Genomic DNA, 18151 nt, shown 5'->3' on the forward strand with positions numbered 1-18151 from the left:
CCCCGAGGAAGGCCTGCGCTCGCATGCTCCTGCTGCTGTCGACCTCCGACACCGACCTGCTCAGCGCCCGCGCTGCCACCGGTCCCGTGCCCTACCGGCTCGCCAACCCCGCCCGCCTCGACGTCGCCGAGCTGCCCGCGCTCCTGGAGGGGACCGACCTCGTCGTCGTCCGCCTCCTCGGCGGCATCCGCGCCTGGGAAGAGGGCCTGGAGGTGTTGCTCGCCGCGGACCAGCACCGTCCCGTCGTCGTCCTCACCGGTGAACAGGCCCCCGACGCCCAGCTGATGGAGGCCTCCACGGTCCCCGTCGGCACCGCGGCCGAGGCGCACGCCTACCTCGCGCACGGCGGCCCCGCCAACCTCGACCAGCTGGCCCGCTTCCTCTCCGACACCGTGCTGCTGACCGGCCACGGCTTCGAACCCCCGGCGCCCGCCCCCACCTGGGGACAGCTGGAGCGCCCGGACGCCCGTACGGACACCGGCGGCCCGCAGGTCGCGGTGCTCTACTACCGCGCCCACCACATGAGCGGCAACACCGGCTTCGTCGACGCCCTCTGCGCGCAGATCGAGCGGGCCGGCGGGCGCCCGCTGCCGCTGTTCGTCGCGTCGCTGCGCGCGCCCGAACCGGAGCTGATCGAGGCGCTGCGCCCGGTCGACGCCATCGTCACCACCGTCCTGGCCGCCGGCGGCACCAAGCCCGCCGAGGCCTCCGCCGGCGGCGACGACGAGTCCTGGGACGCCGGTGCGCTCGCCGCCCTGGACGTACCGATCCTCCAGGCGCTGTGCCTGACCGGTTCGCGCGCTGCCTGGGAGGAGAACGACGAGGGCCTGTCGCCGCTGGACGCCGCCTCGCAGATCGCCGTGCCCGAGTTCGACGGCCGGCTGATCACCGTCCCGTTCTCCTTCAAGGAGGTCGACGAGGACGGCCTGCCGGTGTACGTCGCCGACCCCGAGCGGGCCGCCCGGGTCGCCGGCATCGCCGTGCGGCACGCCCGGCTGCGGCACATCCCGGCCGCCGACAAGCGCCTGGCCCTGGTCCTCTCCGCGTACCCCACCAAGCACTCCCGCATCGGCAACGCCGTCGGTCTGGACACCCCCGCCAGCGCCGTCGCCCTGCTGAGCCGCCTGCAGGCGGACGGCTACGACTTCGGCACCGAAGAGGTGCCCGGCCTGGTCTCCGGCGACGGCGACGAGCTGATCTACGCCCTCATCGAGGCCGGCGGCCACGACCAGGAATGGCTCACCGAGGAACAGCTCGCCCGCAACCCGGTCCGTATCCCGGCCGCCGACTACAAGCGCTGGTACGCCACGCTGCCGCAGGAGCTGCGCGCGTCCGTCGAGCAGCACTGGGGCCCGCCGCCCGGCGAGATGTTCCTCGACCGCAGCCGCAACCCCGAGGGCGACATCGTCCTCGCGGCCCTGCGCCGCGGCAATCTCCTCGTCCTCATCCAGCCGCCGCGCGGCTTCGGCGAGAACCCGATCGCGATCTACCACGACCCCGATCTGCCGCCCTCGCACCACTACTTGGCCGCCTACCGCTGGATCGCCGCCTCCCAGGAGGACGGCGGCTTCGGCGCGGACGCGATGGTGCACCTCGGCAAGCACGGCAATCTGGAGTGGCTGCCCGGCAAGAACGCCGGCCTGTCCGCCGCCTGCGGCCCCGACGCCGCCCTCGGCGACCTCCCGCTCATCTACCCCTTCCTGGTCAACGACCCGGGCGAGGGCACCCAGGCCAAGCGCCGGGTGCACGCCACCCTCGTCGACCACCTCGTCCCGCCGATGGCCCGCGCCGAGTCCTACGGCGACATCGCGCGCCTGGAGCAGCTGCTCGACGAGTACGCCGCGATCTCCGCGATGGACCCGGCGAAGCTGCCCGCCATCCGCGCGCAGATCTGGACCCTGATCCAGGCCGCCAAGCTCGACCACGACCTCGGCCTCGAAGCCCGCCCGGACGACGACGGCTTCGACGACTTCCTGCTGCACGTCGACGGCTGGCTGTGCGAGGTCAAGGACGCCCAGATCCGCGACGGTCTGCACATCCTCGGCGGCGCGCCCACCGGTGCGGCCCGCGTCAACCTCGTCCTCGCCATCCTCCGCGCCCGCCAGATCTGGGGCGGCACCACCGCCCTGCCCGGCCTGCGCGAGGCGCTCGGCCTGGACGAGTCCGCGGCGACGCGCACCGCGGCCGACGACACCGAGGAGCGCGCCCGCGCCCTCGTCCAGGCGATGGAGGACGCGTCCTGGGAGCCGTCCGCGGCAGAGACGGTCGCCGCCGAACTCGCCCCCGAACAGCGGGACGCGGTCACCGCGATCCTCACCTTCGCGGCCCGTGAGGTCATCCCCCGCCTGGCCGGCACCACCGACGAGATCACCCACGCCGTGCACGCCCTGAACGGCGGCTTCGTCCCGGCCGGCCCCTCCGGCTCCCCGCTCCGCGGCCTCGTCAACGTCCTGCCGACGGGCCGCAACTTCTACTCCGTCGACCCGAAGGCGGTCCCCTCCCGCCTCGCCTGGGAAACGGGCCAGGCGCTGGCCGACTCGCTCCTCGCCCGCTACCGCGACGACAACGGCGACTGGCCCACGTCCGTCGGCCTGTCCCTCTGGGGCACCAGCGCCATGCGCACCTCCGGCGACGACGTCGCGGAAGCGCTCGCCCTGCTGGGCGTCCGCCCGGTCTGGGACGACGCCTCCCGCCGCGTCACGGGCCTGGAGGCCATCCCCGCCGCCGAGCTGGGCCGCCCCCGCATCGACGTCACGCTCCGCATCTCCGGTTTCTTCCGCGACGCGTTCCCGCACGTCATCGGCCTCCTCGACGACGCCGTGAAACTCGCCGCGTCCCTCGACGAGCCCGCCGACGCCAACTTCATCCGGGCCCACGCACAGGCCGACCTCGCCGAACACGGCGACGAACGCCGCGCCACCACCCGCATCTTCGGCTCCCGCCCCGGCACCTACGGCGCGGGCATCCTCCAGCTCATCGACAGCCGCGACTGGCGCACCGACGCCGACCTCGCCGAGGTCTACACCGTCTGGGGCGGCTACGCCTACGGCCGCGGCCTCGAAGGCCGCCCGGCCCGCGACGAGATGGAGACCGCCTACAAGCGGATCGCGGTCGCCGCCAAGAACACCGACACCCGCGAGCACGACATCGCGGACTCCGACGACTACTTCCAGTACCACGGCGGCATGGTCGCCACCGTGAAGGCGCTCAAGGGCAAGGCCCCCGAGGCCTACATCGGCGACTCCACCCGCCCGGAGACCGTCCGCACCCGCACGCTGGTGGAGGAGACGTCCCGGGTCTTCCGCGCCCGCGTCGTCAACCCCCGCTGGATCGAGGCGATGCGGCGCCACGGCTACAAGGGCGCCTTCGAACTCGCCGCCACGGTCGACTACCTCTTCGGCTACGACGCCACCACCGGCGTCGTCGCCGACTGGATGTACGACAAGCTCGCCCAGACCTACGTCCTGGACCCGGAGAACCGCGCCTTCCTCCAGGAGTCCAACCCCTGGGCCCTGCACGGCATCGCCGAACGCCTCCTCGAAGCCGAATCCCGCGGCATGTGGGAAAAGCCCGACGCCGAGACCCTGGCCGCCCTCCGCGCCGCCTTCCTGGAGACGGAGGGGGAGCTGGAGGGGGAGGACTGAGACGGGCGGGGGCGCGGGCGCGCCCCGGTCAGTTGTCCGGGCGGCCCGGTCCGGGGCCGTGCCCCCGCTGATACTGGGGGCATGGCCGAGACCGTCACCCAGTCCGCAGCGCAGGCTCCGCGCGCACCGCACCCTCCCGCGTGGCGCCGGGCCCGCCGCACCCGCGGCGGTGCCGGTGCTGTCGGCGGCATCCGTCGGCTGCGGCGCCGCCGCGCTCGCCCTGGCCGACGCGCACATCTCCACCACCAGCCCGGCGCCTGCCGCTACATGGCGGTGCCGGGGACGCCTTTCGCCTGTGCCCACGGCGGACTGCTCGTGGCCGTACCGGCCCTCCTGGGGTACGTCGTGACGGCCCGTGCGCGGCGGCGTCGCGGGGAGGGGGCGCCCGCCGCCCTGCCGAGAGCGCTCGCCGCGCCCGCCGTCGTCGCCGGCTTCATGGTTCCCGTGATGGTGCTCGTCGTCACCCTCACGCATACCGAAGCCGCCGAAACGGCACGGAAACTCGGTACGCCGCTGTGTGAAGGGTGAGGTGGGCAGTCATGAGGGGGCGTCATGTGGACGGGGAGCGGACCGAGGCGGAGCGGGAGGCGGCGCGGCGGGCCGCGGAGAGGCCTTCCCGCCGGTGGTGGTGGCACGGGTGGTCGCCGGTGACGAGGGGTGTGGTCTTCTGGGGCGCCCTGGCGGCCACCGCGGCGCTCGTGGTGGCGATGGTCGTCGGCGTCCTCGGCCTCCTCGGGGACATGGACCATCCGGACGAGAACGGCTGGAGCGGGTGGCAGTGTGCCGCCGACTCGGGGCCGTGCGACAGGTGACGGGACGCGTCGGCAGCCCGGGCCTCAGCTGCCGGACGGGGGGAAGTCCGGGCCCACCGTCAGGGTCACCACGCCCGGTGTCGCGTCGTCCGTCTCCTTGGCCTCGGTGCCGGGGAGGCGGGACGCCAGGACCTGCGCGCGGGTCTTGAGGGAGGGCGAGGAGGGCGGGTAGGTGACGGTGGTCTTGCCGGTGGAGGGGCCGTTGCCGGTGGTGACGACGGTGAAGCCGAGCTTGCGGAGCGCGTCGGCGGCGGTGGCGGCGTGGCCGGGGGTGCCGGTGCCGTTGAGGACCTGGACGCGTACGGAGCGGGCGGTGACCGGGTTCTTGGCGGCTTCCGCGAGTTTCTTCTTGCCGGCGGCGCCGACCTCGCGGTCATGCGCGAGGTCGCTGAACAGGCCCCCGGCCTGCGGATACTGCCAGACGACGTTGGCCTTGTCGGTGGGTACGTCGGCCTCGCGCCCGTAGTTGGGGACCGTCAGGAAGGTGAGGCGGTCGGTGGGGATGTCCTTGACGGTCGCGGCGAGGTCGTAGAGCGGTTTGAGGCCGGCCAGGTCCTTGTCGGTGGTGATCGACTTGGTCGCGGAGTCCAGGAAGTCGTAGAGGTCGCCGGGGCTGGTCAGCTTGGACTGGGCCTTCGTGGCGAGGGCCTTCATGAATTCCTGCTGCCGGCCGATGCGCCCCAGATCCGAGCCGTCGCCGACGCTGTAGCGGGTACGGACGTAGCCGAGGGCCTTTTCGTCCTTGACGGTCTGGCAGCCCGCCTTCATGTCGAGGTGCGCCTTCTCGTCGTGGATGGCGTGCTCGGGGCAGACCTTTATGCCCTCCAGGGCGTTGACCATCCCCTTGAAGCCCTGGAAGTCGACCGAGGTGAAGTGGTCGATGCGCAGTCCGGTGTTCTTCTCGACGGTCTTGATCGTGCAGGCCGCGGCGTTGCCGATGTCGCCGCTCTCGCCGCCGATCGAGAACGCCTCGTTGATCTTGAAGTGGTGGGGCGAGGACCGGGCGCCGTGGCCGCGGTCGCAGGCGGGGATCTGCACCCAGGAGTCGCGGGGGAAGGACAGCGCCGTCGCCCACTTACGGTCGGCGGCGATGTGCAGCACCATCAGCGTGTCCGACTGCATGGTGGTCAGGCCCTTGCCGTATTTGGCGTTGGCGCCCGCGCGGCTGTCGGAGCCGACGACCAGGATGTTCTTGGAACCGGGGCTGAGGTTGACGGGCCGGTCGCCGTCGAGCCGGCTGCCGACGTCCGCGCTCTGGATGTTGCCGTCCAGGTGCTGGTAGAGCCAGGCGCCGGCCCCGCCGGTGGCGAGCAGGACGACGCCGAGACCGCCGCCGGTCCAGGCGAGTATCCGGCCGCGGCGGGTCATCCGCGTCGTGCCCCTCGTGCCCTTCGTGCCTGCCTCACCCGTCTCACCTGCTTTGGCCGCTTTGCGGGTTGCGGCGGTTCCGGCGCGCTCGCCGGTGCTGCCGGTTCTGCGGGCGGCCCGTCGGGTCGTCCGTTGAGAGGTCTGCCTGTCGTCCACGCCGGTGGCCCTTCTGGTTCCTTCTGGTGCTTCAGATGGTTCAGCTGCTTCGGGGGGAGAGAGGGGTACACCGGCGGCCGGGTTGCGGCAGGAGGCAAGAAGGCAGAAGTGGGCAGCGGCGGGCAGAGGCGGGCAGAGGCCGGGGAGGGGAGTGGAAGGAGGGGAACGGGCGGCGCCGGGAGGGCGCCTGAGTGCGCGCCACATCGGCGGCCCGGAAGACCGGCCACGGATGCAGGCGCGCGTCAGGTCCGGGTCAGATGCCGGTGCTCGGGAGGAGCCGTACGGCTTCGGGGTCGTACCGGAGCCACTGGGGGCGGGGGCCCGCAGGCAGGGTGCGCAGCCGGCACCATTCGCCGCCGGTGGCGTCCGTCCACCACCCGCTGATCCGGCCCAACTCCCAGTTGCCGTCCGGGTGGTGGACCTCCACGGGTTGGTAGACCCATCGCACTTCCGCCTCCGGGGGCGGGCAGTCCCAGGTCAGGAGTCCGCTCTTCGTCGCCATCTCCCCCTCGGGGCGCGCCTGTTGTGCATGCCGTGCACGAACCGTGCAGTGTCAGGCGCAACCCTACCGGGCGTATCTACAGCGTTGTAGAAGTTGTGGGGTGTGGGACGGATCACAGAGTGGATCACTGGGGGACGTCGGGTGCGCAGGGGTGCGCGGGGGGCGCACGCGCGCACTCACAGGGGAGTCGCGGCCTTGAGGACGAGGAACAGCGCCACCGCGGCATTCAGCGAGGAGAGCGCGGAGGCGGCCGTGCCCGCCGCGGCGACCAGCGCGGCGAGGCCCGCCGGGGTCAGCGCCGGCGGCCAGCTGCGGGCCGGCGGCACCGGCGCCAGGAGAGCGGCCACCCGGCGCGGTACGGGGCCTGGTTCCGGCGCCGCGAAATGCGCCAGCTCCGGTTGCGGCGACGGCCGCGCGATCAGCGCCGCCTTGCCCACCGCGCGGGCGGTCAGCCGCCGGTCGCCGACGAACCGCGCGGCCTCCTCGTCCGCCCACCGTTCGGTGCTGAAGGCGACCGCCGAACGCATCGGCAGCAGGAGCGGGTTGACGCAGCCCGCCAGCCGGACGGCGAGCAGATAGCGGTGGTGGCGGTGGCTCAGATGGGCGCGCTCATGGGCGAACAGTGCCTGGTGCTCGTCGGCGTCCAGGCTGCGCAGCATCCCGCGGGAGACCGCTATCCGGCCGGGCCGGGCGGGACGCCCCGGGCGGCCGGGGGCGCCGGGCACCGCGTACGCGTACGGATCGTCGTCCGGCAGCACCGCGGGATCGGCGTCGGCGGGCAGCCCGTCCAGCGCGCGGTGGGTGCGGGTCCGGATCCGGCGGTGGCGGCGCAGTGTGGCGCCGGACACCGTGAGGGCGGCGGTCAGCGCGACGATCGCCGCGGTGCCGGTCACCTCGTCGTGCGGCACCGCGGCCCGCACCTCCGGGACGGACCAGCTGTCGGGCAGCGGATTGCCGGGCAGCTGGGCGGTGCCCACGACCATCAGCAGCGCCAGGCAGAGGGTGCTGCACAGACCGAGGACGACCGAGAGCAGCGTCAGCAGGCGGGTGGTGACGCGCGGATGGAGGTGCTGCTCCGCGAGCCGGGCGATCGGCAGCGCGGTGAGCGGCAGGACGAGCGGCAGGAACACGAAGACACCCACCGGTCAGCCTCCGGGCGCTTCGTCGGCGCCGGTGCCGCCGGCGGGGGCGTCCGGGCCGGACTCCCCCGCGCCCTCGGCCGTCACCCGGTCGAGGAGGCTGCGCAGCAGCTGCTCGTCATGTGCGGAGAGCGCCGAGACGAAGCTGGTGAGCACCGCGTCCCGGTCCGGTTCGCCGTCCAGGACCCGGCGCATCCGCAGCGCGGCGAGACCGGCCTCGTCGGCGGCCGGGGTCCAGACGTAGGCGCGGCCGACCCGCTCGCGGGTGACCGCCTTCTTCGCGTGCAGCCGGGACAGGATCGTCATCACGGTCGTGTAGGCGAGGTCGCCGCCGAGCCGTTCCTGGACCCGGGCCGCGGTGGCCGGGCCGGGCGAGTCGTGCAGCGCGGCCAGCACCTGGGCCTCCAGCTGCCCCTGTCCGCGGCGCCGGGCGCGGTCGCTGCCGGAGGCGCCGAACGGCCCGCCGAAGGAGTCCTTGAACGAGTCGCCGAAGGAATCGCCGAGGGCCTTCCCGAAGGACTTGCCGCCCATGCCGTCGCCTCCCGTCGCGCCGCCGTCCCGCCGGCCGGGACATCGGAGCATCTTACTCAGCGCGGGTGTACGGGGGCATGGACGGTGGGGCCGCGGTGGCGGCCCCGGCGCCCGGTCCCCGCCGGTGGGGGAGGGTCCCGGCGCCCGGTCCCCGTACGGGCGCCCCGTGCACGGCGCACGTCCCCCGCACCAACTTCTACACTCCTGTAGATTTTGAGATTCCGCACGGGGAGAGCCGGTGTGCACCCACGCCGGAACCACCCCCAACGCAACGCATCCACCACCTGGAGGGAAGCCATGGGAGTCTCGCTGGCCAAGGGCGGCAACGTCTCGCTGTCCAAGGAAGCGCCCGGTCTGACCGCGGTCACGGTCGGCCTCGGCTGGGACGTCCGCACGACGACGGGCGCCGACCACGACCTGGATGCCAGCGCGCTGCTGTGCACCGAGGCCGGCAAGGTCGCCTCGGACAGCCACTTCGTCTTCTACAACAACCTCACGAGCCCCGACGGCTCGGTGCAGCACACCGGCGACAACCTGACCGGTGAGGGCGAGGGCGACGACGAGACCATCAACGTCACGCTGTCCGCCGTGCCCGCCGAGATCGCGAAGATCGCCTTCCCGGTCTCCCTCCACGACGCCGAGAGCCGCGGGCAGAGCTTCGGCCAGGTCCGCAACGCCTTCATCCGCGTCGTGAACCAGGCGGACGGGGTGGAGCTGGCCCGTTACGACCTGAGCGAGGACGCCTCCACCGAGACCGCGATGATCTTCGGCGAGCTCTACCGCAACGGCGCGGAGTGGAAGTTCCGCGCGGTGGGCCAGGGGTACGCGTCCGGCCTGGCGGGCATCGCGGCCGACTTCGGCGTCAACGTCTGACGGGCGCCCGGCCGCCCGGCGAACGGCCGGGCGGCGGTGAGGGCCGGGGGCGAGAGGGGCCGGCGCCCCCTCTCGCCCCCGCCACGTTCCTCCCGCCCCGTCTCTCCTCCCTGCCGCGTCGCTCAGAGGTCGAACTCGGCCGGGGCGATGTCCAGGGCGAAGCACACCTCGCGCACCACCGCCTGCTCGGTCTTGTCGAAGTCACCGTCGGCGCCGCCGATGACGATGCCGATCTGGATGACGGCCCGCGCCTCGACCGGCTTCTTCTTCACCTTGCCCAGCTCCTGCATCACGCTGACCTTGCCGAAGTCGGCATCGGCGGCCAGCTTGTCCAGGTAGCCGTTGAAGCGCCGCTGCAGATCGTCGGCCGGGAAGTTCTGCAACACCTCGTCGGTGGCGATGAGTTGCGCCACGCGCCGCCGCTCGGCCGCGTCGATGGTGCCGTCCGCGGCGGCGACCAGCGCGCACATCGCCACGCTCGCGTCCCGGAAGGCGCCGCTCTTGAGGTCGTTCTTCTTGGCGACGAGCTGGGTCTGCATCGTCTGCGCGGAATCCTTGATCCGGTCCCACAGCGCCATGTGGCTCTCCTCAACTGATCCTGAACTGATCGTCCGATGGGTCGCGCGACAGGTCGTGCGGCAGGTCGCGACAGGTCGTACGACAGGCCGTGCGCTGCGCTCGCGACGCGTCGCGCGACGGTCATGTGGAAGTAAAATCTACAGTCTTGTAGAAGTTGGCGGAGATGCGGGGCCCCTCTCGCGACGGCCGAGCCGGCTCCCGGAAGCTTCGGATGCACCGCACCGAATCCGTTTAACCCGACATTGACCGATACGGGATGATTCGCGGGCTTGGTCCGGAGTACGGTGGAGCTACCGCAGGGCATTTCGTATGCCGACACTCACGTCGGCCTCGTCCTCGGAGATCGGTAACACCGGGCGTGCCGGCACCTGCAGCGATCCGCCCGAGTGAGGTGAGCACCATGCAGATACTGCTGACCGTGATCGTGCTACTGGCTCTGGTCGCGCTGGGCGTGCTCTTCATCGTGCGGGTCAACGCACAACAGGCCGGACGGCTCGCCGGCCACAAGTACGCGTCCCTGCGCCCGTCCTTCCGCCTCCGGATGCGGAAGCGGTCGCACGGCGGCGGCGCACATCCCGGGGCGCACGCGGCCGGACCGCCGCCGCCCACCCGCAGGACGGGCGACGATCCGTGACCACGCGCCCTTCCGCGCCGCAGGCCCCTACGGACACTCCGGACGCCCGTGGAGGGCGTCGAGCAGTCCGGCGCCCGGCCGCCGCTCCCTCATCCCCGAGGCACCTGGAGTGCTCGTGTCCGCAGATCTCCCCGTGAACCGCACCGCAGCCACCGCCCGGTCGTCCTCGGCACCGGCGCGCTCGTCGGCATCGCCGTCGTCATCAGCGGCAGCATCGGCCAAGGAGTACGACGGAACGTCGCCCTTCCCCACCGACGGACCCGAGCCGCCGCCGAGCAGCGGCCGGCGGATGTATGTGACCGTGACCGCGATCATCGTCATCGCCCCGTTCGTCGGCCTCGGGCTGGCCATCCCCCTCTTGTGGGGCAGCGCCGTCCACCTCACCGATCTCGTGCTCGCCGCCGTGTTCTACGTCGTCTCGGGCCTGGGCGTCACCGTCGGCTTCCACCGCGGCCTCACCCACGGCAGCTACACCGCGACCCCCGCACTGCGCGTCGCCCTCGCCCTCGCCGGATCGCTGAGCTTCCAGGGCGATGTCATCGACTGGGTCGCCACCCACCGGCGCCACCACGCCTTCACCGACCGCCCCGGCGATCCGCACTCCCCCTACCGATACGGCACCAGCCTGCGTGGCCAACTGCGCGGCATGGCGCACTCGCACATCGGCTGGCTGTTCGGCAACGACCCGACCTCGCACGAGCACTACGCCCCCGATCTGCTCGCGGACCGCGGTATCCGCGCCGTGGACCGGGCGTTCCCGCTGCTGTGCCTGGTCACTCTGGGCCTGCCGTTCCTGCTGGGCTGGGCCATCGGCGGTACTTGGGTCACCGGCCTGACCGCCCTGCTGTGGGCCGGATTCCTCCGGATCGCGCTGCTGCACCACGTCACCTGGAGCGTGAACTCGCTCTGCCATGTGATCGGGGAGCGGCCGTTCCGCACCCGGCGGCACGACCGTGCGACGAACCTGTGGCCGCTGGCCCTGCTCTCCTTCGGCGAGAGCTGGCACAACCTCCACCACGCCGACCCGACCTGCGCCCGGCACGGCGTCGACCGCGGTCAGCTCGATCCGTCCGCCGCCCTCATCCGGGTCTTCGAACGTCTCGGCTGGGTGCGGGACGTGCGCTGGCCGGACCCCGCCCGCGTTGCGGCCCGTCGCATCGAGGCGGCGGAAGGCGCCTGACGGAGAGGGACGCGGGGGCGGTCCGGGCCTGGGGCGCGGGAAGCCTCAGCGCCCCAGGCCCGGACCGCCCCCGGACCCGCACCCACCCGCACCACCGTCGAACTCCTTCCTCCCTTCGCGCCTCCCTTCGCCCTTCATGACCTGTCAGGAGCACAACATGACCACCGCTCTCGGGGCCCTTCCCACGCAGCCGGCCCCGCCGCCCGTCTCCCGCCTGACCATCGCGCCGCCCAGCGGTGCCGTGCGGCGCGTGGACGGGGCATGGTGGCCGCACTCGGTCGACCTCGTCACCGAACTCCCGCAGCTGCTGGCTGCGTTGCCGTTCAACTGGCCGCAGATCACCCATGCCACGGTGAACGGCACGATGTGGTCCCCGCTCCCCGGCCGGATGCTCGTGGCCCACCACGTGGTCCGGCTGCGCACCCTCGCCCACCGGCAGCCGCCCGGCCCGGACACCATCTGCCTCGTCTCCGCCGGCCACGGCCGTTGGGACCTGCTGATCATCCCGCCGGACACCCCCGAGCCCACCGCCGTCCGGATCATGGCGGAGATGGCGGAGATGGCCGAGAGTGCGGAGCGGACTGAGAGGGCGGGCGGGACGGAGAGTACGGAGCCGTCGGCCGGGAAGGGGAGGCCCGGTCTGACGGCGGGCCGGGACATGCCGTCGGCCCGTCTGCCCCGCGTCCGTCGGCGCGGCTGAGCCCTCCCGCTCTGCCGGGAATCCCCCGGCCGGCCGGGGCACCGGTCCGCTCGCCCTGCCCGGTCCGTCCGCGGGCCGCACCCGGACCGCCCCGCCCCACCGATGACGGTCATACCCCGAGGACCCGCGCCGCGCATCTTGTGGCGCACGGCCCCCACGCGCGGCGCCGGCGGCAACTGAAGCACTGACCGCAGGCCCACGACCGGCTGACCGCGGCAAACGCCGTGGTCCCGGGCCTGCCCGCCTCCGGTGCGGTCGCGGAGCCCACGGCGGGGCCCGGCTACTGCGTACGGGTGGTGTTCATCCGAAGAACGCCCGAGAACGGGCGTTGCTCCCCATATCCACTCATTACGTACTCATCATAAGAAAACGCAACGGATCTCCCACAGATCCGGTGCGCAGAGCTCACGCAGCTCGCACAGCTCAACAGCTCACGCAGTACCGCAGTACTCCGCACATCCCGCAACTCCTGCGACACCGCAACTCCTGCGACACCTACCGAAAGTGAGGGGCCATGGCTGCGACCAAGGTCATGAAGTTCTGGGCGGTATGCCTTGCCGTACTCGGCAAGCTGCTGGCATCACTGGGCGTCTCCGCCCCGGCATCGGCGGCCCGCCGGGAAGCCGCGCTGTACGAGGCGGCCCTGCGCACCGCGGACGCCACGTCGCCGCGCACCACGGGCGCCGCGTCGAGAGCCGGGACCCGGCGCGATCCGGAGGCGGTGAGCTGTGCCGCACCGGCCAAGTCAGTCCTGCCGCTGTACGGGCCCGCCGTGTCCGATCCGCGGATGGCGAGCTGCCCGCAGCTGCCGCCCACGATCAAACAGCGCATCCGCGCCGAAGCGCACGGGGCCTCGCCCACCTCCCGCACCCGCCTCACCGCCGGGGTCGAGCCGCTGTCCACCGTCGCCGAGGCCGCGCTGCACTCCGGAACCGGAGCAGGCGAGCAGCCCACTGTGGCCATCCCGGCGGCCCGCCGCCGGGGGCAGCACACCGCGTACGCCGCCTGATCGACCGGCAGTTCCGCTTTTCGCGGACCCGTTCATCAGCGGACCCGTTCACCAGCGGACCCGTTCATCAGCGGACCGGTTCACCGGCCAGGCCCGCCGGCCGTAATGGCGGGACGGCGCGTGAGTGTTCCGCGCCATGGAGCCACGAGACCACGGAGCCCCGTGCAGTACCGGGGCCACGGAGCAGTACCAGGACCACCGGTCAGCACCAGGACCACCGAGCAGTAACCAGGACCACCGAGCAGTAACCAGGACCACTGAGTACCACCCGGATCGACCCCGGGACTTCGCGGCGGAGTGCGAGCCACTTCCGCCGGGGGCCACGGCGGCTGGTGTTCGGGTGGCGACGACGCTGTACCGATGACGGCGGTGCCGCTCACGCGGATGCGTGGGGTGAGGCCCGCCGGCCCGGAAGGTGCACGCCGCAGATCGCTGACCTCCCCCGGAGCGCGGAACGGAATCCGTGACGGCGGGCAGGCTCTCGACGGCGCGGCCAACTCCCCCTGCGTACGCGCCCGGTAGGCCGCCTCGCAGCGCTGTGGTCAGCTTCTCCAGGGTCAAGAGCCCCTCCGCGGGGCCTCCCTGAGGTGCTCGGCCACGTCCTCGCGCTCGGCGTCCGCAGCGCGCGTCGGCCGCGCCCTCCGCGCCCGGCCTCTCCGTACCCCTGATGTCTCGTGAACTGCGCCGCGCATCGGCCCGGTTGAGCGGAACCCCCGGCTCCGGGGTGACCCCGCTCCCGCCTCATGCCCCCATGCGAAACTGCTCGGATGAACATGCGGAGCACGAGGGGTGCCGGCGCACTCGTGGCGGTGGCCGCGCTGGGGCTGAGTGCCTGCGGCGCGGGGGCGGGCTCCGGCGGCGCAGGCTCCGCCGGGGACGACGGTGCGGACGGCGCCCAGGGCACGAACCGGGTCGTCACCACCATCCCCAAGGCCGAACGGCAGCCGGCACTCGACCTCTCCGGCACCACCACCCGCGGCAAGCCCCTCGACCTCGCCGACTACCGGGGCAAGGTCGTCGTCCTGAACCTCTGGGGCTCGAACTGCGCCCCGTGCATTGCCGAAGCGCCGCATTTCAGCAAGGTCGCCAAGGCCACCGAGGCCAAGGGCGTGCGGTTCGTCGGTATCACCCGCGACGTGGAGAGGTCGCGGGCCGTGGACTTCGAGGACAAGCACCACACGCCCTATCCGAGCCTCTTCGACCCCGGCGACAAGCTGGTGCAGCGCTTCCCCAAGGGCGTCATCAACCCCCAGGTCATCCCGGTGACCGTGGCCCTGGACCGCAAGGGCCGCCCGGCCGCCCGGTCCCTCGGTGCCCTCGACGAGGGCGAGTTGCGCGCCCTGATCGCCCCGCTGCTCGCCGAGAAGTGACCGGCGTCGGGGCGGTGCCCGTGACAGCGGGGCGGTCCCGCCGGGCGGGTGAATCACGCGCATGTCGCGGTGTCCTGGCGCCGCGAAAACCATATTGGCGGGTTACCTGGCTCGTGCCCATCGCCGTGGCGAGCAATCGCCGCGGCGCTACCGGAGCACAGCTGAGGAGTACCGTCATGCCGTCGACCCACGCCAAACGGTCCGTCGAAGCGACCCTGACCGTTTTGCTGGTCCTGCTGGGAATTCTTGGTCTCGCAGGCCAGAGCGCTGCGGCAGTGGGCGCGCAGGCAGCTCCAACGGGAACCGACTGGCAGCGGGTGGCGGCGTGCGAGAGCAGCGGTCGCTGGCACATCAATACCGGGAACGGTTACCACGGCGGTCTGCAGTTCGACGTCCGGACCTGGCGGGCCTACGGCGGCCATCGTTACGCCGCGCGTGCCGACCTCGCCTCGAAGCCTCAGCAGATCGAGATCGCCGAACGCGTCGTCCAGGCCCGCGGCTTGTCCGCCTGGCCCGTATGCGGGCGTCTCGGCGCCATGGGTACCGGATCCGGCAGTTCCGCCACAGGCTCGGGTGACACGGGCTCCGGCAGTGACAGCGTGACGCAGCAGACCCCCTCGGTGAACGACGCACCGGCACACCGCCATGAGAAGGCCACCGGAACGACGTCCGGCCGGTCGACCGGCGAGTCCTCCCGCGCCGCCGCACACCGCTCGTCCGGTACCTCGGCCCACCACGGACCCAGCGCCACCGCTCGCACCTACGTCGTGAAGTCCGGTGACTGCCTCTCCGTCATCGCGGACCACGCCGAGGTACAAGGCGGCACCCAGGGCCTGTACGAGCTGAACAAGCACCAGCTGGACGAGGGCCCGGACCGCATCTACCCCGGACAGCACTTGGTCCTGAGGGCCTGATCCTCCGGGCCTGATCCTGTGGGCTTGGTCCTGCGGGCCTGATCCTGAGGGTTTGGTCCTGAGGGTGTGCTCCTGAGGGTGTGCCCCCCGGATCTGACCTCGTGGGCCGCTACGCCTCGGGCTACGCCTCGGGCCGCACCTCGTTCAGCACCTCGTTCGGCGCCTTGTTCGGCACCTCGTTCGGCAATGCGTTCCGTACCTCGTTCTCCGACTCGACGGCCGGTTCGATCGCCTGCTCCGTCCAGACGGTTTTGCCGGAGATCCCGTAGCGGCTGCCCCAGTGGGTGGTGACCTGGGCGACCAGGAACAGGCCGCGGCCTCCTTCGTCCGTGTCGCGGGCCTGGCGCAGTCTCGGCTGGCTGTTGCTGGAGTCGGTGACCTCGCAGATCAGCACCCGGTCCTTGACCAGACGCACCCCGATCGGACCGTCGGCATAACGAAGGGCGTTGGTGACCAGTTCGCTGACGACCAATTCGGTGGCGAAGGCGAGATCCGCCAGCCCCCACCGTTCGAGCTGTTCGGTGACCAGTTCCCTGGCCTGCGCGACCGCGGCGGGCTCCGGAGGGAATTGCCACTGTGCGGTGCGGTCGGCCGGGACGGCCCGGGTACGTGCCAGAAGGATGGTGATGTCGTCGGTGCGCGGAGTGGACCGGAGCGGTCCGGCCAGGTCACGGCCGATGGCTTCGAGCGTCCGCCCCGGTTTGCAGGCGCGGCTCAGCCGGGCCAGCACATCGGCCTCGGCGTCCCCGTTCGTACGGTCCGCACCATGACTCGCGGCCTCCAGGAAGCCGTTGCTGAACAGGGCCAGCACGCTGCCCGGCGGGATGCGCACCTCCGTCACCTCGAAGGGCATGCCGCCGACGCCGAGCGTGGGTCCGGGTGAGACGTCGATGAAGCGGGCGGTGCCGTCGGGATGCACCACGGCGGGCGCCGGATGCCCCGCGCCGGCCAGTCGGCACAGCTGGTCGATGGGGTCGTAGACGGCGTAGAGGCAGGACGCGCCCACGGTGTCGGGGTGGTCGGACTCCTCGGCCATGCGCTGCACGAGGTCGTCCAGCCGGGGCAGCAACTCGTCCGGGGCCAGGTCGAGTTCGGCCAGTGTCTGGACGGCGGTACGGAGCCGGGCCATGGTGGCCGACGCGCCCAGACCGTGGCCGATCACATCGCCGACGACCAGGGCGGTCCGCAGCGAGGACAGCGGTACGGCGTCGAACCAGTCGCCGCCGACGCCGGCGTCGCCCTCGGCAGACAGGTAGATGCCGGTCGTCTCGGTGGCCGCGGTGCTGCTGGAGACCGGTGGCAGCAGGCTGTTCTGGAGGAGGACGGCCATCCGGTGCTCGCGGGTGTAGCGACGGGCGTTGTCCATGCCGAGCGCGACGCGGGTGACGATCTCCTCAAGCAGCTTGGCGTCCTGACCGTCGAACGCGTACGGCCGCCGGGTGCGGTACACCTGCACATAACCCAGCACCAGGCCCCGCGCCACCAGGGCCGCCCCGATCGAGGCGCGCATGCCCTCCGGCACCATCCGCGCCGCGCCCGGGTCCCCGCCGAGAAAGGCGACGTATTCCCCCGGATCGTTGGCGACCAGCACCTCGCCGCGCTCCAGGCCCCGGAAGCCCAGCTGGTCGGGGATCGGCGGCAGCAGCTCGCCGGGCTGGAGCTGGTCGGGCGGCCAGGGACCGTGCGCGTGCTTGACGGCGATACGGCGGAAGTCGCCGTGCACGCCCTCGACGCTGCGCGGCGGCTCGTCGCCGCGCAGCGTCGCGTCGGCGATCTCCACCGTGGCCAGGTCCCCCAGCGAGGGCACCAGCAGGTCCACCAGGTCCTGCGCGGTCCGGTCGACGTCCAGACTCTCGCTGATGCTGCGCGACGCCCGGTAGACCAGGTCGAGGCGGCGCATCGACCGGTAGCGCTCGGTGACGTCGACGAGAGAGGTCAGCGCGCCGTTCGTACGGCCCCACAGGTCGTGCACCGGGGCGGCGGTCATGGAGTAGATCAGGTCGGGCTGCCCCGGCCGCGGGGCGCGCAGCACACCGGAGGCGTCCACCACCGGCACACCGGTCTCCATGACCTGCGCCAGCAGGTCGGCGCCGGTCCCGCTGCCCTCCACCCCTGGCATCGCGCACAGCGGGTCGCGGCCGTCCTCGCTCAGCCGCCCGGCCCGGGTGACGGCGGGGCTGCTGTCGCGTACCCGCAGGTCCAGGTCGTGCACGGCCATCTGCCAGGCGTCCTGGGTGAGCAGGGTCCGGCCGAGCGCGGTGTCGTCGCTCCAGGCGGACAGTGTCAGCGCAGGCAGCCCGAACGCCAGCACGTCCGGCGATCCGCTCATGCCCAGCAGTCGTACCCACACATCGACCGGGTGGCCGTCACGGTGTGTCAGCGCCAGCACCCGGCCACCGGGCGCACCGCCGTACGGTTCGTCGGCGCGGCTGTACCTGCGGGGCCCCAGCAGCGCCCGTGCGGACGTCCCGAGCACCTCCGATCCGGGGTATCCCAGCAGCTCGGCCGCCGCGCGGCTCCAGTGCGTCAGCCGGCCCTGCCCGTCGATCACGACCGTGACGGCGCCGTTCAGCGGCACGGGCGGGGTCGATCGGGGCACGGGCATGCGATCACTCCGGACGTCGAACGGACTGACCCCACCACTGTGCCCCCGTATGGCCGATCGAACGAGCGGTGACAGCCACTCGGGTCTTCCTGGCCCCGGGCCCCGGGGAGCCGCCGCCCGTCCCCGTTCAGGCTC

General features: G+C 72.5%; 16 protein-coding genes. 10 read left to right on the top strand and 6 right to left on the bottom strand.

All coding sequences use genetic code 11. The features are described from left to right. Positions 1–23: 23 nt before the first annotated feature. From cobN to ACIRQ7_RS19215, 3 genes are all read left to right on the top strand, one after another. Complete coding sequence (gene cobN / locus ACIRQ7_RS19205) at positions 24–3644, top strand: cobaltochelatase subunit CobN (protein WP_404263742.1); 3621 nt, start codon at positions 24–26, stop codon at positions 3642–3644. A gap of 81 nt (positions 3645–3725) precedes the next feature. Next, entirely contained in the window at positions 3726–4172 is a 447-nt protein-coding gene (locus ACIRQ7_RS19210; RefSeq protein ID WP_404263743.1) for a hypothetical protein, read from the top strand. 11 nt (positions 4173–4183) lie between these two features. Beyond that, positions 4184–4456 (top strand): hypothetical protein, encoded by a 273-nt coding sequence (locus ACIRQ7_RS19215; protein WP_404263745.1) that lies wholly within the window; start codon positions 4184–4186, stop codon positions 4454–4456. Positions 4457–4480: 24 nt separating this feature from the next. On the opposite strand, the gene ACIRQ7_RS19220 is transcribed toward ACIRQ7_RS19215, so the two are convergent. The 4 genes from ACIRQ7_RS19220 to ACIRQ7_RS19235 all read right to left on the bottom strand — a co-directional run bounded on the left by ACIRQ7_RS19220 (position 4481) and on the right by ACIRQ7_RS19235 (position 8152). After that, the gene (locus tag ACIRQ7_RS19220) at positions 4481–5824 is read right to left on the bottom strand and encodes an LCP family protein (protein ID WP_404263746.1); all 1344 of its coding nucleotides are present in this window, start codon (positions 5822–5824) and stop codon (positions 4481–4483) included. A 409-nt stretch (positions 5825–6233) separates the two neighbouring features. Continuing rightward, positions 6234–6482 carry a hypothetical protein gene (locus ACIRQ7_RS19225; RefSeq protein WP_404263748.1) on the bottom strand — a complete coding sequence of 83 codons (249 nt, stop codon included), beginning with the start codon at positions 6480–6482 and terminating at the stop codon, positions 6234–6236. Between the two features lie 176 nt (positions 6483–6658). After that, on the bottom strand, positions 6659–7624 hold the full coding sequence (locus tag ACIRQ7_RS19230) for a M56 family metallopeptidase (protein ID WP_404263750.1): 966 nt from the start codon (positions 7622–7624) through the stop codon (positions 6659–6661). Positions 7625–7627: 3 nt separating this feature from the next. Continuing rightward, positions 7628–8152: a BlaI/MecI/CopY family transcriptional regulator gene (locus ACIRQ7_RS19235; protein WP_404263751.1), complete on the bottom strand. Its 525-nt coding sequence runs from the start codon at positions 8150–8152 to the stop codon at positions 7628–7630. 297 nt (positions 8153–8449) lie between these two features. On the opposite strand from ACIRQ7_RS19235, the gene ACIRQ7_RS19240 reads away from it, so the two are divergent. After that, entirely contained in the window at positions 8450–9025 is a 576-nt protein-coding gene (locus ACIRQ7_RS19240; RefSeq protein WP_404263752.1) for a TerD family protein, read from the top strand. 122 nt (positions 9026–9147) lie between these two features. Here the strand turns inward: ACIRQ7_RS19240 and ACIRQ7_RS19245 are convergent, their stop codons facing one another. Beyond that, positions 9148–9603 carry a tellurite resistance TerB family protein gene (locus ACIRQ7_RS19245; protein ID WP_404263754.1) on the bottom strand — a complete coding sequence of 152 codons (456 nt, stop codon included), beginning with the start codon at positions 9601–9603 and terminating at the stop codon, positions 9148–9150. Positions 9604–10004: 401 nt separating this feature from the next. Here ACIRQ7_RS19245 and ACIRQ7_RS19250 point away from each other — a divergent pair, with 401 nt between their 5' ends. The 6 genes from ACIRQ7_RS19250 to ACIRQ7_RS19275 all read left to right on the top strand — a co-directional run bounded on the left by ACIRQ7_RS19250 (position 10005) and on the right by ACIRQ7_RS19275 (position 15411). Beyond that, positions 10005–10238 carry a hypothetical protein gene (locus tag ACIRQ7_RS19250; RefSeq protein WP_404263756.1) on the top strand — a complete coding sequence of 78 codons (234 nt, stop codon included), beginning with the start codon at positions 10005–10007 and terminating at the stop codon, positions 10236–10238. Positions 10239–10371: 133 nt separating this feature from the next. Continuing rightward, positions 10372–11418, top strand: a complete 1047-nt coding sequence (locus ACIRQ7_RS19255) for an acyl-CoA desaturase (RefSeq protein ID WP_404263758.1) — start codon at positions 10372–10374, stop codon at positions 11416–11418. Between the two features lie 157 nt (positions 11419–11575). Next, a complete protein-coding gene (locus ACIRQ7_RS19260) occupies positions 11576–12118 on the top strand; it encodes a DUF5994 family protein (RefSeq protein WP_404263760.1) in 543 nt (180 codons plus the stop codon). Positions 12119–12632: 514 nt separating this feature from the next. Next, positions 12633–13127 (top strand): DUF6344 domain-containing protein, encoded by a 495-nt coding sequence (locus ACIRQ7_RS19265; RefSeq protein WP_401464057.1) that lies wholly within the window; start codon positions 12633–12635, stop codon positions 13125–13127. Between the two features lie 767 nt (positions 13128–13894). Then, positions 13895–14497 carry a TlpA family protein disulfide reductase gene (locus ACIRQ7_RS19270; protein ID WP_404263762.1) on the top strand — a complete coding sequence of 201 codons (603 nt, stop codon included), beginning with the start codon at positions 13895–13897 and terminating at the stop codon, positions 14495–14497. A 176-nt stretch (positions 14498–14673) separates the two neighbouring features. Next, positions 14674–15411, top strand: coding sequence for a transglycosylase family protein (locus ACIRQ7_RS19275; RefSeq protein ID WP_404263764.1), 738 nt, complete (start codon positions 14674–14676; stop codon positions 15409–15411). Between the two features lie 121 nt (positions 15412–15532). Here ACIRQ7_RS19275 and ACIRQ7_RS19280 read toward each other — a convergent pair whose 3' ends face one another. Further along, on the bottom strand, positions 15533–18016 hold the full coding sequence (locus tag ACIRQ7_RS19280; protein ID WP_404263765.1) for a SpoIIE family protein phosphatase: 2484 nt from the start codon (positions 18014–18016) through the stop codon (positions 15533–15535). Positions 18017–18151: the final 135 nt, after the last annotated feature.

It is taken from the genome of Streptomyces sp. NPDC101393 (genome assembly GCF_044767385.1).
In the GTDB taxonomy this organism is placed as follows: domain Bacteria; phylum Actinomycetota; class Actinomycetes; order Streptomycetales; family Streptomycetaceae; genus Streptomyces.

Bases quoted from the DNA above. Each gene is read 5' to 3' on its own strand.
- ACIRQ7_RS19250 (WP_404263756.1), top strand. From the start codon at position 10,005: ATGCAGATACTGCTGACCGTGATCGTGCTACTGGCTCTGGTCGCGCTG.
- ACIRQ7_RS19220 (WP_404263746.1), bottom strand. From the start codon at position 5,824: ATGACCCGCCGCGGCCGGATACTCGCCTGGACCGGCGGCGGTCTCGGC.
- ACIRQ7_RS19265 (WP_401464057.1), top strand. From the start codon at position 12,633: ATGGCTGCGACCAAGGTCATGAAGTTCTGGGCGGTATGCCTTGCCGTA.
- ACIRQ7_RS19210 (WP_404263743.1), top strand. From the start codon at position 3,726: ATGGCCGAGACCGTCACCCAGTCCGCAGCGCAGGCTCCGCGCGCACCG.
- ACIRQ7_RS19270 (WP_404263762.1), top strand. From the start codon at position 13,895: ATGAACATGCGGAGCACGAGGGGTGCCGGCGCACTCGTGGCGGTGGCC.
- ACIRQ7_RS19260 (WP_404263760.1), top strand. From the start codon at position 11,576: ATGACCACCGCTCTCGGGGCCCTTCCCACGCAGCCGGCCCCGCCGCCC.
- ACIRQ7_RS19280 (WP_404263765.1), bottom strand. From the start codon at position 18,016: ATGCCCGTGCCCCGATCGACCCCGCCCGTGCCGCTGAACGGCGCCGTC.
- ACIRQ7_RS19235 (WP_404263751.1), bottom strand. From the start codon at position 8,152: ATGGGCGGCAAGTCCTTCGGGAAGGCCCTCGGCGATTCCTTCGGCGAC.
- ACIRQ7_RS19225 (WP_404263748.1), bottom strand. From the start codon at position 6,482: ATGGCGACGAAGAGCGGACTCCTGACCTGGGACTGCCCGCCCCCGGAG.
- ACIRQ7_RS19215 (WP_404263745.1), top strand. From the start codon at position 4,184: ATGAGGGGGCGTCATGTGGACGGGGAGCGGACCGAGGCGGAGCGGGAG.
- ACIRQ7_RS19240 (WP_404263752.1), top strand. From the start codon at position 8,450: ATGGGAGTCTCGCTGGCCAAGGGCGGCAACGTCTCGCTGTCCAAGGAA.
- ACIRQ7_RS19275 (WP_404263764.1), top strand. From the start codon at position 14,674: ATGCCGTCGACCCACGCCAAACGGTCCGTCGAAGCGACCCTGACCGTT.
- ACIRQ7_RS19245 (WP_404263754.1), bottom strand. From the start codon at position 9,603: ATGGCGCTGTGGGACCGGATCAAGGATTCCGCGCAGACGATGCAGACC.
- cobN (WP_404263742.1), top strand. From the start codon at position 24: ATGCTCCTGCTGCTGTCGACCTCCGACACCGACCTGCTCAGCGCCCGC.